At 43.2% G+C, this 17,788-nt stretch carries 11 protein-coding genes and 3 pseudogenes; 8 read left to right on the forward strand and 6 right to left on the reverse strand.

Translation table 11 applies throughout. The annotated features are described in order from the left end of the window. Positions 1–151: 151 nt before the first annotated feature. Positions 152–2,151: pseudogene (gene tkt, locus ACRWSG_RS09350) on the forward strand (transketolase). Between the two features lie 119 nt (positions 2,152–2,270). On the opposite strand, the gene tal reads toward tkt, so the two are convergent. After that, the gene (tal, locus tag ACRWSG_RS09355; RefSeq protein ID WP_462166127.1) at positions 2,271–3,224 is read right to left on the reverse strand and encodes a transaldolase; all 954 of its coding nucleotides are present in this window, start codon (positions 3,222–3,224) and stop codon (positions 2,271–2,273) included. Positions 3,225–3,455: 231 nt separating this feature from the next. Here tal and ACRWSG_RS09360 point away from each other — a divergent pair. From ACRWSG_RS09360 to ACRWSG_RS09390, 7 genes and pseudogenes are all read left to right on the forward strand, one after another. Then, a pseudogene (locus ACRWSG_RS09360) lies at positions 3,456–5,107 on the forward strand (ribulokinase). Then, the gene (locus ACRWSG_RS09365) at positions 5,104–5,799 is read left to right on the forward strand and encodes an L-ribulose-5-phosphate 4-epimerase (RefSeq protein ID WP_166341265.1); all 696 of its coding nucleotides are present in this window, start codon (positions 5,104–5,106) and stop codon (positions 5,797–5,799) included. The pseudogene ACRWSG_RS09360 and the gene ACRWSG_RS09365 overlap by 4 nt, the downstream one beginning before the upstream one ends. 23 nt (positions 5,800–5,822) lie before the next feature. Next, positions 5,823–7,322, forward strand: coding sequence for an L-arabinose isomerase (araA, locus tag ACRWSG_RS09370; RefSeq protein WP_054552271.1), 1,500 nt, complete (start codon positions 5,823–5,825; stop codon positions 7,320–7,322). 136 nt (positions 7,323–7,458) lie between these two features. Next, a complete protein-coding gene (locus ACRWSG_RS09375) occupies positions 7,459–8,043 on the forward strand; it encodes an HAD family hydrolase (protein ID WP_462166128.1) in 585 nt (194 codons plus the stop codon). Between the two features lie 215 nt (positions 8,044–8,258). Continuing rightward, positions 8,259–9,326 (forward strand): aldose epimerase family protein, encoded by a 1,068-nt coding sequence (locus ACRWSG_RS09380; protein WP_234003553.1) that lies wholly within the window; start codon positions 8,259–8,261, stop codon positions 9,324–9,326. 12 nt (positions 9,327–9,338) lie between these two features. Beyond that, positions 9,339–10,517, forward strand: coding sequence for a glycoside hydrolase family 43 protein (locus ACRWSG_RS09385; protein WP_462166130.1), 1,179 nt, complete (start codon positions 9,339–9,341; stop codon positions 10,515–10,517). After that, positions 10,453–11,286 carry an RICIN domain-containing protein gene (locus tag ACRWSG_RS09390; RefSeq protein ID WP_462166131.1) on the forward strand — a complete coding sequence of 278 codons (834 nt, stop codon included), beginning with the start codon at positions 10,453–10,455 and terminating at the stop codon, positions 11,284–11,286. Before ACRWSG_RS09385 ends, ACRWSG_RS09390 begins: the two co-directional genes overlap by 65 nt. A 258-nt stretch (positions 11,287–11,544) precedes the next feature. Here the strand turns inward: ACRWSG_RS09390 and ACRWSG_RS09395 are convergent, their stop codons facing one another. The 5 genes and pseudogenes from ACRWSG_RS09395 to ACRWSG_RS09415 all read right to left on the reverse strand — a co-directional run bounded on the left by ACRWSG_RS09395 (position 11,545) and on the right by ACRWSG_RS09415 (position 17,670). Further along, entirely contained in the window at positions 11,545–11,979 is a 435-nt protein-coding gene (locus ACRWSG_RS09395; RefSeq protein ID WP_235372521.1) for a DUF4019 domain-containing protein, read from the reverse strand. 406 nt (positions 11,980–12,385) lie between these two features. Next, the gene (locus ACRWSG_RS09400) at positions 12,386–12,883 is read right to left on the reverse strand and encodes a hypothetical protein (protein ID WP_462166132.1); all 498 of its coding nucleotides are present in this window, start codon (positions 12,881–12,883) and stop codon (positions 12,386–12,388) included. Between the two features lie 51 nt (positions 12,884–12,934). Continuing rightward, positions 12,935–15,532 carry a LamG-like jellyroll fold domain-containing protein gene (locus ACRWSG_RS09405; protein WP_462166134.1) on the reverse strand — a complete coding sequence of 866 codons (2,598 nt, stop codon included), beginning with the start codon at positions 15,530–15,532 and terminating at the stop codon, positions 12,935–12,937. Positions 15,533–15,552: 20 nt separating this feature from the next. Beyond that, the gene (locus ACRWSG_RS09410) at positions 15,553–16,353 is read right to left on the reverse strand and encodes a family 43 glycosylhydrolase (RefSeq protein WP_462166135.1); all 801 of its coding nucleotides are present in this window, start codon (positions 16,351–16,353) and stop codon (positions 15,553–15,555) included. Between the two features lie 355 nt (positions 16,354–16,708). Continuing rightward, positions 16,709–17,670: pseudogene (locus ACRWSG_RS09415) on the reverse strand (glycoside hydrolase family 43 protein). Positions 17,671–17,788: the final 118 nt, after the last annotated feature.

The following is a 17,788-nucleotide window of genomic DNA, read 5'->3' on the forward strand; positions in this document are numbered from 1 at the left end:
ATAGATCACTTAATTAAGCGAATTGATATAAAAAGGTTGGTTATTGGCCAACCTTTTCGTTTTTACAGTCTGCATGACATTTATTGAGTTGCCATTTTAGCTTCTTTTTGCGATATTATTTATATTATAATATTAACAGGAAGCTAATAAGATGACTCTGCCTAGTTCTCAATCTGCAAATGCTATTCGCATACTTGCTGTCGATGCCGTTCAACAAGCTAACTCTGGCCACCCAGGTGCGCCTATGGGTATGGCTGATATTGCAGCGGTATTGTGGCAAAACTTTCACCGCCATAACCCATTAAACCCAGACTGGTCTAACCGTGACCGCTTTGTGTTATCGAATGGCCATGGTTCAATGCTGCAATATGCATTGTTACACCTTAGCGGTTACGACGTAAGTATTGAAGATATTAAGCAATTCCGTCAGCTTCACTCTAAAACACCGGGTCACCCAGAATATGGTTACACACCGGGTGTTGAAACAACGACATACCATTAGGTTCTGGTATTGCTAACGCAGTTGGTATGGCAATCGCTGAAAAAACCTTAGCGGCACAATTCAATAAGCCACAATTTGATATTGTTGATCACTTCACTTACTGCTTTATGGGTGATGGCTGTCTAATGGAAGGTATCTCGCACGAAGCATGTTCGCTGGCAGGTACGTTAGGTCTAGGCAAGCTAATCGCATTTTGGGATGACAATGGCATCTCTATCGATGGTGAAGTAGAAGGTTGGTTCACCGACGATACGCCTGCACGTTTTGAAGCTTACGGCTGGCAAGTTATTCGTGATGTTGATGGTCACGATATGAATGCAATTGCGGGTGCAATCGAAGCGGCACAAAGCAACACTACGCAACCAACACTAATCTGTTGTAAAACAGTGATTGGTTTTGGCTCGCCAAATAAATCAGGTAGCCACGACTGTCACGGTGCACCACTGGGTCACGACGAAATCGCTGCTGTACGTGAGCAGTTAAACTGGCCACATCCAGCATTTGAAGTTCCACAAGAAGTTTATAACGAGTGGAATAATCAAGCGAAAGGCCAAGAGCTTGAAGGTGCTTGGCAGCAAAAGTTTGCAGCTTATAGCAAAGCACACCCTGAACTAGCAAAAGAATATACACGTCGTGTTCTTGAAAAAGCATTACCAGCTAATTTCGCTGAATTAGCTGATGAGTACATTGCTAAATGCCAAGCCGACATGCAAAACATTGCGACACGTAAAGCATCACAAAATGCGATCACCTTCTTTGCTAACCAGCTTCCTGAACTAATGGGTGGCTCTGCCGACCTTGCTGGTTCTAACTTAACCTTATGGCCAGAAGCAAAAGGTTTACAAGATGCTGCTGATGGTAACTACGTGTTCTATGGCGTACGTGAGTTTGGTATGAGCGCAATCATGAATGGTATTGCATTACATGGTGGTTTCATTCCATTTGGCGCAACCTTCTTAATGTTTATGGAATACGCACGTAATGCTGTACGTATGGCAGCATTAATGAAAGCACAGAGCATTTTTGTGTATACCCATGACTCAATCGGTCAAGGTGAAGATGGTCCAACTCACCAACCAATCGAGCAAATCGCTAATCTTCGCATGACACCAAACATGACTGCATGGCGTCCGTGTGATGAAACTGAAACAGCGGTAGCTTGGCGCCAAGCGTTATTAAAAGAAACAGGCCCAAGTTCACTGATCTTCAGCCGTCAGGGTACCAAAGCAATGGCACGTGATGCACAGCAAGTTGCTGATATTGCAAAAGGGGGTTATGTACTTGTTGATAGCGAACAAGCTGCAGAGCTTATTCTTATTGCAACAGGTTCTGAGGTAGAGTTAGCTGTGAATGCTGCTGCTGAGCTAAAAGCACAAGGCAAACAAGTTCGCGTGGTATCTATGCCATCAACGAATCAGTTTGATAGCCAAGATAAAGCATACCGTCAAAGCGTGTTACCAGCGGGTACACCTAAGATTGCTGTTGAAGCTGCACACCGTGACTTCTGGTTCAAGTATGTTGGCCAAGATGGTGATGTACTAGGCATGGAGACATTTGGTGAATCAGCGCCTGGCGCAGTATTGCTTGAGCACTTTGGTTTCACAGTGGCAAATCTAGTTGCAAAAGCAAACGCATTACTTGCTGAATAAAATGACTGGTAAAAAATTATCGTAATCGCAACACGATAAGCCTGCTTTTACTAAAAGGCAGACAATAAAAAAGCCCGCAAACTTTGGTTTGCGGGCTTTTTGCAGCTTAAACAATCGGTTTAAACTAATTCGCTTAAGATTGACTCTAGTTTCTCTTGGTCAATTGCGAACTGACGAATACCTTGGCTTAGCTTTTCAGTTGCCATGGCATTTTCATTCATTTCCCAGCGGAAAGCCTGCTCGGTCATAGCTGCTGGCGCGTCTGTTTTTTCTGTTGCTGGTAATAGTTTTTGAGTTAAAGGTGCGTCAGTTGCAGCTAGTTCAGCAAGTAATTTAGGGCTGATAGTTAAACGGTCACAACCTGCTAATTCTTGGATTTCACCGATGTTACGGAAGCTTGCGCCCATTACAATCGTGTCGTAGCCGTGCTTTTTGAAGTAGTTGTAGATATGCGTTACTGACTTAACGCCCGGATCGTTAGCACCGTCGAAATCAGCGCTTGCATCTTGTGCTTTGTACCAGTCAAGAATACGACCAACGAATGGTGAAATTAGGTAAGCACCCACTTCGGCACAAGCACGTGCTTGAGCAAATGCAAATACCAGCGTTAGGTTACAACGGATACCTTGCGCTTCAAGTACTTTAGCCGCTTGAATACCTTCCCATGTTGAAGCAATTTTGATTAACACGCGTGATGTGTCGATGCCTTGCTCTTTATATAGAGTAACAAGCTCAAGTGCTTTATCAACAGTTGCTTGAGTATCAAATGATAAACGCGCATCAACTTCTGTTGAAACTAAACCTGGCACTTGCTCCATTAATTTAGAGCCAATTAATACCGCTAGCTTATCAGCTGCTTTTGTTACAACTTCAGCTGCGTCACTGCTTTGTGCTTTTGCCCATGATACGGCTTCGGCAGCAAGTGGGCGATATTTCTCAATTTGAATCGCGTTTAAGATTAGTGATGGGTTTGTTGTTGCATCTTGCGGTTTATATTCGTTGATTGCTTCAAAATCACCCGTGTCAGCAACAACGGTTGTTACTGCTTTAAGTTGTTCTAATTGACTAGACATAGTTATCCCATTCTTATCATACAAAAGTTAATGTAGTGGCTTTAACTTATTATTTGTGCTGAAAAAACAATCTAATCTACCAGAGAAACTGCGCAATAAATCGCCCGCCAGCAGCAAATAATCCTGTTAATAATATTTTTATAATACCTTTACAATCTGGTATTGTTGATATTATCATACAAATAAAGATAATGACTAACAATGTTAGTAAGCAATTAGTGAAAGGTAATTATGTCTCGTTATACGTTGGGATTAGACTACGGGTCAGACTCGGTAAGAGCATTACTCGTTGATGTTGCGACTGGTGAAGAACTTGCCAGCCATTTAGTAAACTACCCGCGCTGGGCACAAGGCTTATATTGTGACCCAAGTAAGGATCAGTTTCGTCAGCATCCACAAGACTATATTGATAGCCTTGTAGAAGTAGTAAATGGTCTATGGTCACAAGTTCCAGTGGGTACTGCAGACAAAGTAGTGGGTATGAGCTTTGATACGACAGGCTCAACGCCTGTGGCAATTAATAGCCAAGGTACACCACTGGCATTAACGGAAGAATTTGCAGAAAATCCAAATGCGATGTTCATTTTGTGGAAAGACCACACGTCTATTAAAGAAGCAAATGAAATCACTGCAGCTGCCACTAACAACGATGTGAACTACCTTTCACATATGGGCGGTATCTACTCTTCTGAGTGGTACTGGGCCAAAGCATTACATATTTTCCGCGTTGATAGCAGTGTAAAAGCAGCCACTTATTCATGGGTTGAACACTGCGATTGGATGACCGCGCTAATGTGTGGCACAACTCACCCTGAAGTATTAAAGCTAGGGCGTTGTGCAACGGACACAAACAAATGTGGAACGAGCAGTGGGGCGGTTTCCCACCAAACAGTTTCTTCAGCAATATCGATCCACTATTAGATGGTGTTGTTGATACGTTAAATGCAACGACAGAGCCAAGCGACCAAGTTGCTGGCAACTTAACTGCTGAGTGGGCCGAGAAGCTAGGTTTACCACAAGGTATCGTAATTGGTTACGGTGCATTTGACTGTCACATGGGCGCAGTAGCAGCCAATGTTCGTCCTGGCGTTCTAACTAAAGTAATGGGTACCTCAACCTGTGACATCACAGTAACGTCTAAAGAGCAACTAGGTGATACTTGCGTTAAAGGTATTTGTGGTCAAGTTGATGGCTCAGTGATCCCTGGAATGGTTGGCTTAGAAGCTGGTCAATCTGCGTTTGGTGATTTATACGCATGGTTCAAAAACCTAGTACTTTGGCCAACTCGCCAACTGACAAATCTATCTGACGCTGAACAAGCGTTAGTTAACAAGCTAGAAGATTCAATCTTAGTTGATCTATCAAAAGCGGCGGCAGCACTGCCTGTAACAAGCAACGATGTAACTGCGCTTGATTGGGTAAATGGTCGTCGTACGCCAGATGCTGACCAAAGCGTTGCCATGGCATTAACAGGCTTAAAAATGGGCACTGATGCACCTAAGTTCTTCAAAGCGCTTGTTGAAGCAACAGCCTTTGGTGCACGTGCTATCACTGAGCGTTTCCGTAGCGAAGGCGTGCCAATCGAGTCTGTGGTCGTTATCGGCGGTATTTCTAAAAAATCAGACTACGTAATGCAAACCTGTGCTGATGTTTGGAACTGTCCAATCGACGTTTTAGAAAGTGAGCAAAGCTGTGCATTGGGTGCGGCAATTATGGCTGCGGTTGCTGCAGGTGAGCACGCAACAGTGGCAGATGCTCAAAAAGTAATGGCGTCGTCAGTATGTCATCAGTACTTACCAAACCCTGAGCGCGTTGCTGTGTATGACGAGCTTTATGCTAACTACCAAGCACTTGCAAGCTATGTAAACGGAGACAAAGCATGAGTTTTACTGAACTAAAACGTGAAGTCTATGAAGCGAACATGGAGCTTAAGCGTCGTGGCTTAGTGATTTATACCTTTGGTAACGTATCGCAAATCGACCGCGACAAAGGCGTAATTGCGATTAAACCAAGTGGTGTATCGTACGACCAAATGAAAGCCGACGACATGGTGATCGTCGACCTTGAAAACAACATTGTTGAAGGGTCTATGCGTCCGTCTTCTGACACTAAAACGCATGTTCATTTATATCGCCACTTCGATGCAATTGGCGGTGTAACACACACGCATTCGACCTATGCAACTGCATGGGCGCAAGCAAAACAAAGCATTCCTTGCCTTGGCACAACTCACGCTGACTATGTACACGGTGACATCACCTGTACTCGTGAGCTAACCGATGAGCAAGTGAATGGCGATTATGAATTAGAAACCGGTATTCAAATTACTGATGCGTATCAAGACCGCGATCCGAAAGCTGCACCTATGGTGATTGTTGCGGGTCATGCGCCTTTCACGTGGGGTAAAGATGCCGCTCAGTCTGTATACCATGCCGCGCTACTCGAAGAGATTGCACGCATGGCGTATTTAACACGCACTTTAGATCCACACGCAGCTGAACTTAAAAAAGCAGTGATGGATAAACATTATCTACGTAAGCACGGTAAAAACGCGTATTACGGTCAGAGCAAATAGCAAGAATTTAGAGGATTATTAACATGACGACGATGACGAAAGAAGTCTGGTTTGTTACCGGCTCACAACATCTTTATGGTCCTAAGGTGTTAGAAACGGTTGCCAAAGACAGCGAAGCAATTGTAGCGGGCTTAAACAGCGAAGCGAACCTACCAGTAAACTTGGTATGTAAGCCTACCGTTAAGTCACCTGAAGAAATTCACGCTGTTTGCCAAGCGGCAAATACGGATCCTAACTGTGTTGGTTTAGTATTATGGATGCACACTTTCTCTCCTGCGAAAATGTGGATTGCCGGTCTAAGCGAATTACGTAAGCCTTGGTTACACCTTCATACTCAGTTCAATGCAGCCCTTCCTTGGTCTGACATCAACATGAACTACATGAATACGCACCAAAGTGCACACGGTGACCGTGAGTTCGGTTTCATCGGTACTGTAATGCGTAAAGAGCGTAAAGTTGTTGCAGGTCACTGGCAACGTGCTGACGTACAACAGCAGCTAGATGACTGGTGTCGTGCGGCAAAAGGTTGGGCAGAAAGCCAAACACTTAAAGTTGCGCGTTTTGGCGACAACATGCGTCAAGTTGCGGTGACTGAAGGTAACAAAGTTTCAGCGCAAATTACCTTTGGTTATGAAGTACATGCGTTTGGTGTCGCTGAGCTTGTAAAAGTGGTTGATACAATCACAGAAGACGAAATCGATGCACAATTAGAGCTTTATAAGCAAGACTACGTGATCGCTGACGAAACTCTACAAGACGATTACGCAGTGAAAATGCTACGCAACGAAGCTCGCTTAGAGCTTGGTATGGAGCGTTTCTTAGAGAAAGGCGGCTTTAAAGCATTCACAAACTGTTTTGAAGACTTATCAGGTCTTTCTGGTCTTCCGGGTCTTGCTACACAGCGCCTAATGTCGAAAGGCTATGGTTACGGTGGTGAGGGTGACTGGAAAACAGCTGCTATGGTTCGCATCATGAAAGTAATGGGTGAAGGCCGTGAAGGTGGTTGTTCATTCATGGAAGACTACACTTACAACATGGGTGAGACTGACCAAGTACTTGGCGCACACATGTTAGAAGTGTGTCCTTCAATTGCAGCGCAAAAACCACGTCTTGAAGTTCACCAGCACACTATTGGTGTGAAATGTGATGTAGGTCGTTTATTGTTTACTGCAAAACCAGGTGCTGCAATCAACGTATCACCAATTGATATGGGTAACCGTTTCCGTATTCTAATTAACGAAGTAGACACAGTGGCTCCGCCAGCTGATTTACCTCACTTACCTGTTGCTTCAGCGCTTTGGGAACCAAAACCAAATCTATCTGTAGCATCAGCTGCATGGATCCACGCCGGTGGTGCACACCACACTGCATACAGCCAAGCAGTAACAACCGATATGATTATCGATTTTGCTGAAATGGCTGGCGTTGAAACGATGATCATCGATAACGATACGACGATCCGTGGTTTCAAAACAGAGCTTCGTCATAACGCAGCTTACTACATGCTAAAACGTGGCCTGTAAGAATTAGTACTTTATGTACTAGAACGTGCTGTGTGTGAGCACGTTCACCCCAAATTTTGTTGTCGATTAAGCCAGTGATGAGCCACGCTCTTCGCTGGCTTATGCTATTGTGAAGCGAAACTTTTTAGGAGTAGATATGATCGATTTAAGCGCCTACCAAGGCATTATTTTTGATATGGATGGCACCTTAATTGACTCAATGGGCAGTCACTTACAGGCATGGCAGAAAGCTTGCGAAGCCTATGGGTATCCATTCGATTACGACTACATGTATAGCTTAGGCGGCATTCCGACCGTTAAAACAATTGAAATGCTTAACGAAAAATTTGGTTTAGATCATGACCCTCTGGTTGTGGCAAAAGATAAACACCAGTTTTGGATTGATTTACAACATCATCCACTGGTGATTGACGAAACCGTCGCAGTACTTGAAAAGTACCATGGTGTATTGCCAATGGGGGTAGGCACAGGCGCTGACCGCGAACATGCAATTGATCATCTTACTGATACCAATTTAATAAATAAAATTGGTGCCTTAGTGACTGCCAGTGATGTTAGTAAAGGTAAGCCAAACCCAGAAACATTCTTAAAAGTAGCAGAGCAGTTAGGTGTTGAGCCAAGCCAATGTGTGGTGTTTGAAGACACGCAAATTGGCTACCAAGCCGCTAAAAGCGCGGGGATGGATTGCATCATGGTGAAAGACGGCAAAATCCAACTTTAGCGATTAAATTTGCAATGACACCCGTATTTGTATTATAAAACTATAAATATAATTACAAAAAGGTTATTCATATGTCATTGCAATGTGTTTCCCAAGGTTTAAAAACAACTCATCAAACAGCCAGTTCGAAGACGAAAAAGTCGCGCGGGCTTTATGCATTGTTGGTGACATGTGGGATTGCCCTTACACCAGCGTGTGCTCATCAAGGAGACAATATGACGACTTCCCCTTCAGCATCAATGACGGCCTATGGCGTACTTGCTGATCAGACCCCAGTTAATCAAGTAACGTTGACTAACAGCAATGGTATTAGCGTTGATGTAATTAACTACGGCGGCATTATCACGCGTATTGAAACGCCAGATGCAAAAGGCGAAATGGGTAATATTGTACTGGGTTTAGATAACCTAGAAGCATACACAAAGGCGACAACTTACTACGGTGCAATCATCGGTCGTTTTGGTAACCGTATCGCAAACGGTAAATTTACGTTAAATGGCACTGAATACCAATTAGCAACCAACGACGGTGACAACCACTTACATGGTGGTGTGCAAGGCTTTGATAAGAAAGTATGGAACATGACACCGTTCACGACGCAAAACAGCGCAGGTGTTACCTTAAGTTTAGTGAGCCCTGATGGTGACCAAGGTTACCCGGGTGAAGTGACGACAGAAGTGACTTACACGCTAACGAATAACAACACGTTAGATATGCAGTTTATTGCTACGACAAGCAAGCCTACCATCATCAATATGACGCAACACAGCTACTTTAACCTAGCGGGTAAAGGCGACATTCTTGATCACCAAATGCAAATTAACGCAAAAGCAATTACGCCTGTGGATGGCGGCTTGATCCCAACGGGTGAGTTGATGGATGTGGCTGGCACACCGTTTGACTTCCGTACTGCTAAAGCAATTGGTCAAGATATCAAAGCAAGCAACGAACAACTGAAACTTGGTAAAGGTTATGATCATAACTTTGTGCTTAAAGACACGCCAAGCAATGAGCTTGTAGAAGCTGCGACGGTTTACGAAGCAAACTCAGGCCGTACGTTAACAGTTTACACAGAAGAGCCTGCAGTACAGTTTTATTCAGGTAACTTCTTAGATGGTAGTACTCAGCAAGCGTCTGGCTTAGTGCATAATTTCAGAAGTGGTTTTTGTTTAGAGCCACAGCATTTCCCTGATGCACCTAATCAGCCAACGTTCCCAAGTACAACATTACTGCCAGGTGACGTGTATTCAACACGCATCGTGTACGAATTTGGTACAAAATAAAGGAACACAAACGTGAAAACAACAAAGCTTAAAAACGCAATGCAAAAGGCTGGTTTAGCTAGCCTATTTGCCTTGTCGTTTGGCGCTCTGACGGGCTGTCAGACTACGGCTGGAGACAACACAGCCAAAGCAGATGTCGCAGCCACAGCAAAAACGCCAATTCAAGATGATGGTATTTTTACTAATCCTCTTTTCCCAAATGGCGCCGATCCATGGCTTGAGTATTGGGATGGTAACTATTACCTAACTACAACAACGTGGACTTCTGAGTTAGTGATGCGTAAATCACCAACATTAGCGGGCCTTGCTGATGCAACACCTGTCAATGTTTGGTCTGATGCAAACCCTGAGCGTTGCTGTAACTTCTGGGCGTTTGAATTCCATCGTCTAAAAGGGCCAAACGGCTACCGTTGGTACATGATGTACACGGCGGGTACTGATGGCACTTTAGATAACCAACACTTAAACGTATTAGAAAGTGCTGGTGACGATCCTATGGGTCCATACGAATACAAGGGCGCATTAATGCCTAACGTATGGAACATCGACGGTAACTACCTAACGTACAAAGATAAGTTGTATGTGATCTACTCACAATGGCAGGGTGATCAGCAATTAAACATTATTGCTGAAATGGAAAACCCATGGACTCTGAAGAAGAACTCACCGCATACGGTGATCACGCGTCCTGAGCTAGATTGGGAAATCAGTGGTCGTAAAGTAACTGAAGGCGCTGAAATTTTACAGCACAATGGTCGTACGTTTATGACGTACTCAGCAAGCTTCTGTAATACCCCAGATTACAAACTAGGTATGCTTGAGCTTGTTGGTGACGATCCGCTTAAAGCGAGCAGCTGGAAAAAATACGACAAGCCAGTATTTGAGCGTACAGAAGAAGTGTTTGGCCCGGGTCACAACGGCTTTTTCACATCGCCAGACGGCACAGAAGATTGGTTAGTTTATCACGGTAATGATTCGGTAGAGCACGGTTGTAGTGCGACTCGTTCATTACGTGCGCAAAAATTCACTTGGAACGACGATGGCACACCAAGCTTTGGTAAACCATTAACACCAGGCGTTGAAGTAGCTCCGCCATCAGGTGAATACGACCTCACTGGTAACGCGAGTGCAAGGTCAACGTTACCAATTAGTGAATGCAACAAGCGGTTTATGTTTAGACATTGCAGCTGATCCACAAGATGCACGTGCAGTTCAACGTCAGTGTGCAAGCACCAATGGTCAATGGGTTATTGATGCAACAACAGATGGTTTTGTTCGTTTAGCGAACCGTGAAGACAGCAAGTTCTTAGAGCTTGAAAGCTGTAATGACGCAGATAACGCTAAAGTACAATCTGCAGCATGGCGCAATAACTTCTGTCAGCAATGGAAAGTAGCACCAAGTACAGATGGTAATGTATCTATTACTAACCGTTACACAGGCAAACCATTAGCGGTTGCTGGTTGTTCTGCTGCACAAAACCAAGCGGTTTTACAGCAAAGTGACGCAACAGCGTGTGGTGATTGGCAATTACGCCCTATGGGCAGTGTTGTCGTATTAAGCCAACAAAGTGGTAAAGCACTTAGCGTGGCTGGTACGGTTAAAGCAGGTACCAATGTTGAGCAACAAGCTTACACGCATAAAGGTGCACAACAATGGTTCTTCACACCAACAGATACAGGTTATGTAAGCCTTAAACAAAGCGCTGATAGCGATTTCTGTGCTGCGGTGGCTGATAACGCCTTAGTACCAGGTGCCAACGTAGAGATGGCTTCTTGTGCGGCGAAAACAGCACAGTGGCGCATTGCTCCAGTAGAAGGTGGTGGTGTGATGCTTATCAACCGCTACACAAAACAAGCGCTTGGCTTAAGTAACTGTGGTTTAGCTGAAAACACTAACTTCGCACAACAACCTGATTTAGGTAATAAGTGCCAAGTGTTCCATTTGCGTGAACCAAATTAAGTTATAAGTAAAAAATCGACTCAACCAAAGCCACTTCATTTATGAGTGGCTTTTTTGTGGCTGTCAGCCTTCAGCTGTCAGTTTTTAGCTGAGCGGTGGGGTATGTTGGCGATATGTCTGTCTGCTCGTAGGGTATTGCTTTCATGACGTGCCAAGCAAGCGTGACGCCTACCATATTACTTGCCCTACTCATTCTTCGGGTAGCTTGGTTTGAGCGAAGCGAAACCCAACATAATCCATCTCAAACTTTGCAAACTCCTAATTAATAAAATAACCTAAAGGTTGCCACTGACCATTATTTTTACTCAAACTGATTGTTTCCATGGCACTGTCTTGATTAATGAATTCGGTTTTAAATTTAATAACTAAATACTCGCCATCAGGTAATCCCGAAAGTGATGAATACTCTGAAGTGGAAAAGTAAGTTCTAGACATCACTCTACCAAGAGGAACTCGCGCGTAATCTAATGCTTTAAGCCATTTTGTTTGTGGAGTCTTTGCTTTAAATTGTGGATCAGTTTGTTCCCAGCTTTTTATATATTCAGCATTGTCCACTAAAGTTAACCATGATCTTGCGGTAAGAATTGGGTTTGTTTCATCGGCTGTGGCAAAAAAGCACACCCAAAGACATGTCATTAATAAAAACCTTTGTAGCGTAAATCCATTTACAGAAAGTAATAAAATTTGACGCATAACACGCCCTCACTTCGTTGATAGGGGGAGTCCATAGTACGATTGAGTTGGCTAATTTCTATACTAATAAAGTATTGCTCAGCGGGGTTTTGATAAGGTTAAGCTTTGATTTAATTCTAGGAGAGCTTTAATTTCGAACTTATTAGAAGGTTAAATCTTTTGTTTTCTTAATGTTATGGCTTTGATTTTAAAGTTAAATGTTTAACTTTTCTCTATTGTGGTAGTGTGCCTGGATGACAGATGAGATAACTGATTTTAGCCGCAAAGGAAGTTTCGTATTTCCGCACTCGATATTTCAGAGCCCGCATATTCACTGGGTTTTGACTCACTTTTGGGTGTTATATGAGGAGTGAGCTAGGGGAAAGTTGCAAGAGCAAATCTTGAGACTTAAAGCTCAAAACCTCCATCAAACTAACACACTCATTAGCACTCCGGGATCGCTAATACCAGCTTCTTTTAGCGCATCGCTAATTGATTGGCTAAGAGACATTATTTGCGTTTGGATTTCCATAACCATCTTGGTCTGTGTTTCAACTTGCACTTTTACAGTTTCATCTTCTTGGTTTTTGAGTGCTTGCAGTTTGGCTAATTGCTCTTTGGCAAGTTCGAGTAGTTCTTTGAGCTTTTCAAGTTGTTCAACCATTTTGCGAATATGTGCGGGGAGTTCGCTAGATACTTCTTCTTTTTGAGCGGGCTCTACTTCACGACCAGAGAGCTTATTCATTTCTTGGTTGCTGAGTTTGTAGCCTACTTTTGAGTTGGTATTACTGCTTGCTGTATCTGCGTTTGAGTTAGTTAACGCACTTGCTAATGAGTTAATAGCCATAATGAGAGCGATGAAAGTGAATGATATGTATGTATCGGCAAAAGGTACTAAAGCTTTAGAAAAAAGCCGGGTTTTCACCCGACCTTCCAGACAACAAATAGTTGAGGTGAGGCAGCTCACCTCACTTTGTTACTCTTGTGCAGCAGCTGCATCAAAGAGTGCTTTTATTTCTTCAGCGCTAATCGCACCGTTGAAAATTTTCAGTTCATCGATAGCACCGTGGTATGGCGTATCCCAGTAGTTAACACCTAGAGCAAACTCATTTGTTTCACCAGGAACCGTGAATACACGTGGGAAGCCATCGGTTTCTAGCTGTAGTTCACCATTAACATACATCTTCAGTACATCACCGTTCGTACCATCAACAGTGAATGCAACATGTGTCCATTCTTTTGCTGGAATACGGCTATCTAGTTCTGCATTATCGAAGAAGGCACCGTTATTTGCCCATAAACGCGTTAGCGCTGAGCCTGCCATTGATGGTACATAACTTAACCATGCGTTTGCACTTGCGCCGGCAAAGAACGCTGTTGTGTAATCTGTGAAGCTTTCTGGTTTAAGCCACATAGATACAGAGTAGTCATTAGTCGTGATTAGGTTATCCGGTAAACGAACACCTGAACCTTCTAGGAATACTGCTTGACCAATTACACCGTCAACATAGCTTACGCTACCGCCTGTATTATTGATGAAACCACCCGTTGATTTACCCGCTGCATACGCACCGTTTAATGCACTTAGGTCACCTTCGAAGCTGTATTCAGCAGGTGCAAGTGATTTTAAGGTTACATCGAATGACTTAGTATCCGTAAAGTCTTTGTACTTAATGGTTGCAGTTAATGTTACAACTTGGTCGCCAGCAGATGCGCTAGGTTGTGTAACAACAGCTGTGCCATTAACCGGTTTTAAGTACTCTTCGTTGTTTGACGTCCAGCTAATACCAGATACAAATGGACCTACTCGTGGTAATTCAAAGCTATCACGTACTGCAGAAACATCACCTAAATCAAGCGCATCAGTAATGAAGCTCTCGAATTTAGTTGGATCTGTCAGGTTATTGATAGCCGCACCATTAATATCTAGGCCGTTTAGCGCGTAGTCATAGACGATAAACTCATCAATTTGACCTTGGAAAGGTAAGTCCCAACCGTAGTTCACACCCAGCGCAAAGTTACCTGTTTGTGTGCTAAAAAAATCAGGGCGAGGCATAGTACCAGAAAGGACACCATCACGATAAAGTGTTGCTGTGCCATTAGCATAAGTGATGGCAATATGATTCCAATCCATTACCGCTGGTGAGTCAGAGATGATTTGGTTCCACATATCTGTGCCATCATCAGCTAAATAGCGGCTCCAAAGCATTGGTGTTGTTGTAAAGTGTGTACTACCTGGGATCAAGCTCATCCAACGTGCATCAGACGTTGATGCGAAGAATGTAGGCGTGAAGTTAGTCAGTACTGTTGGCTTAAACCAGTACGAAATAGTGTACTCATCACCTGTTACTAACTCATCAGGTAAACGTACGCCCGTTGCACCGTCAAAGTTAAATGCTTTACCTGTTTTACCTTCTGCGTATGCAGCTGTACCAGCACCCACATTTAATAGGTTGTTATCTGTTACACCCGCATCATCCAGGTTACCTAAACCATCACTGAGTGAATCTTCAAATGCATAGTGTGCAATCGCATTTTTAAATTCTGGGCGCGCTTCTAGGTTTACATTAAATGTTTTGGTTGTGCTCTCGCCGTTTAAAGAGATATTAGCCGTTAAAGTAACCGCTTTATCACCGCGATCTGGGGTTGGAATGAATACTGAGCCTTCACTGGTGATGTAGTATTCATCACTACTTTCCCAGTTAATTGCAGCACCGTCTTTACCTTTGGTTGGTAATGAGTAGCCTTCGTCAGCGATTGATAATTCAGTTTTGATATCAAGTGCTTCTTGAACAGTGCCCAGAACGTTTGCTGTATCTGTGATTTCATCTCGTTTACTTGCCCAAATGGTAGCGCCTTCGCTTGATGTAGCTGATACAGTAACAGCCATTGCTTTAGTTGCATCATCCCATTGCCATTTAGCCACGCCAAAGTAAGTACCTGAATCTAACTCAAGCTTAATATTTGAGTCATCAATCATGTACCAGATGCCTGGATCATCACCGGTTACTGAGTGATCTTCGTTTAAAGCAATATGCATTGAACGAATAGCATCTGTATTTACATCGTTACCATGGTTGATAAATTTGTAATAACCATAAAGTTCATCCGCCACAACCATGTTGTCGCCTTCTAGCGGCACATAGCGCTGCGGTGAAGCCATAGGCCAACCTAATGAGTTTATAAACATTTCATGTACGCGAACTTGGTGCGCTTCTGAAATGGTTGGGAACTCAGTCGATGTTTGCGGGAAGCGCGTATGCGTAACTAAGATATGACGACCTGTCGCTTCATCGTAGTAAGCTGAGTTATGACCTGGTGATTGGTAGCCCCATGCTGGTGCTGTTTCGCCAAGTTCTTGCGTGTACTCAAAGCCGCCCATTAGTTTTTCACCAACTTCTAAGCCGCCCAATGTTGAAATATCGTTGCCTGCGTTATCTAGGTAAGGACCATCTGGTGTTTTAGAACGAGCAACACGAATGTTGTAACCATCATTTAGCGCAAAACCAGCTACTGAGTAGAATAAGTAGTAGTATTCACTTTCTGGGCTGTACATAACAAATGCACCTTCCATTGCACGGAAGTCGCCGCCTACTAGCTTTTTACCATAGCCTTGGCCGCTTCTGGCATACCCGTTTCTTCGTCCATTGCTAGCACGAAAATACCGCCAGAGTATGAACCGTAAACCATCCAAAGTTTGCCGTCAGCATCATAGAATGCCGCTGGATCGATTGCGTTAGGATCAACGGCACCATTCCATGTTGTTTGGCCGTTATCAAGTGGGTAAGCTGTAAATTCAGCTTCTGAGCGATAACCACTGCGTAAGAAAATACCTTTGTTTTTATATGGGCCTTCAATATTGTCAGCTTCAGCTAAACCAAGGTAAGAGCGGTTCCAGCATACTTCATCAACCACATCTGCGGTATCTGGGTTGTCTTGTGCACAATGGTTATAGTAGAACCAAAATTTACCATTTGGTGCTTTGATTACATCGGCAGCCCAGTTTCCTGTGAAGCCGTCTGTCCACTCAATACCTTCGGCAATTTCACCTGTGTAGTTGTAATCGAATAATGGGCTTTCATTAACGGCTGCGTTAGCTGAAAGGCTCGAAATCATTTTCCAGTTCAAGAGATCAGTTGATTTAGCGGCAGCAAGGTGTGAACCAAAAATATAATAAGTGTCGTCAACTTTAACGACAGAAGGATCGTGCACGCTTACATTGGTAACCATTACGCTACCTGATTCAGTGTATTCAACACTGCTGCTTACTGCCGGTTTTGCACTTTGCGGGTCGGCAACCGCTGGTGCTGTGTCAAGCTTAGTACCATCTTCTTTGCCACAACCTGTAACAGCCAAAGAGCAGGCTATGACCATGGCTAATTTATTTAATTTCATTTTATGTGTCCTCTTGAAACTGGGATTCATTTTTTTTATTCGATTGTTGTCAATAAAATTGCCGCGTGCCTATATCAAACTAATAAGAACGTAGTATTGTAATTTTATAGTATGATTTAAAATGTGCAAATACTTTTGCAAAGGTAATTGGTATGTAAACATGAAGTATCAGTGTTTACAATATGTACAGTGTGATTTTAATTTTCTCAAGTTGTCATTTTTGGCGTTTTTTTCGGTATTTTTGCGCTATTAGGGAAGTTTTTTACTTATCTGAAAGAGAGGATTTTCCGTTAAATTTGTTTATTTGTATTACATTTGAACATTAAAAAGGGCTCTTAAAGAGCCCTTTTTGATATTACTTGTCTTGTTTACTTAGACCTTCAGTGGTCATGATAATACGTTTAAGTGTGCCATCTTCGTTGTAGTAAAGTGGCTCAATCGCCACTGAGCGACGAAAACGACCGCCACTTGGTTTGCCATCAATCGGTGGTACAGCACCAGTATGGTAAATAAAGTAGTCTTTACCTTTGTACTCGATGATTGATTGGTGGTTGGTTTCGCTGTTACCTGCGATTTCATTCAAAATACCTTTATATTCCCACTACCATGAATGCTTTTACTCATGGCATAACAGATCTTCTCAGGGAACTCACATGCGTACGATACATAGTAGTTGTCGTTTTTCTTATGAACCCATAACGCTTCGGTAAAGTTTGGTAAATCTAGCGTTTTAATTTCACCATCAAGAGACAGTAAGTCGTCGCTTAGCTTTACGTATTTTGGCATTAGGTTACCAAAGAACATGTAAGTATCGCCGTTTTCTTCTGTATAAATAGCAGGGTCGATGTCGTCCCAATCATTTGACGTATGCTTGGTCATATCATCGGTAACCAATGCATGGCCAATCGCGTCTTTAAATGGACCTGTTGGTGATTTAGACGTCGCAACACCAATTGCAAAACCTGGTTTTGTGTCGTTGTGACGAACGGTTGTAAAGAAATAGAAAGTGCCATCACGCTCAATCATGTGTGAAGCCCATGCTTCGCCCTTAGCCCATTTAAAGTCGGTTGCTTTCATGATTGGGCCGTGTTTTTTCCAGTTCACCATGTCTGTTGATGAAAAGACTAACCAGTCGTGCATTTCAAAAAACACATCATTATTAGGTGCTTCATCATGACCTGTATAAAGGTATACGGTGTCATTGTGAACAAGTGCTGCTGGATCTGCAGTAAATACATCGGTGAATAATGGGTTTTGTGCAACGGCTAAGCTGCTCGAAAAAAGCAATGGCAGCGCTAACGCTTTCAATTTCTTCATGAGTGTCCTCTGTGACTAATAATTGTTGTTCGAACTGCAGCTTTTGTACTTAGAGCTCGCTCTGAATGACCAGATAATACACAGTGTATGCCTGATTATACTGAGTAACTGATTGTTT

Source organism: Pseudoalteromonas sp. GB43 (assembly GCF_054923805.1).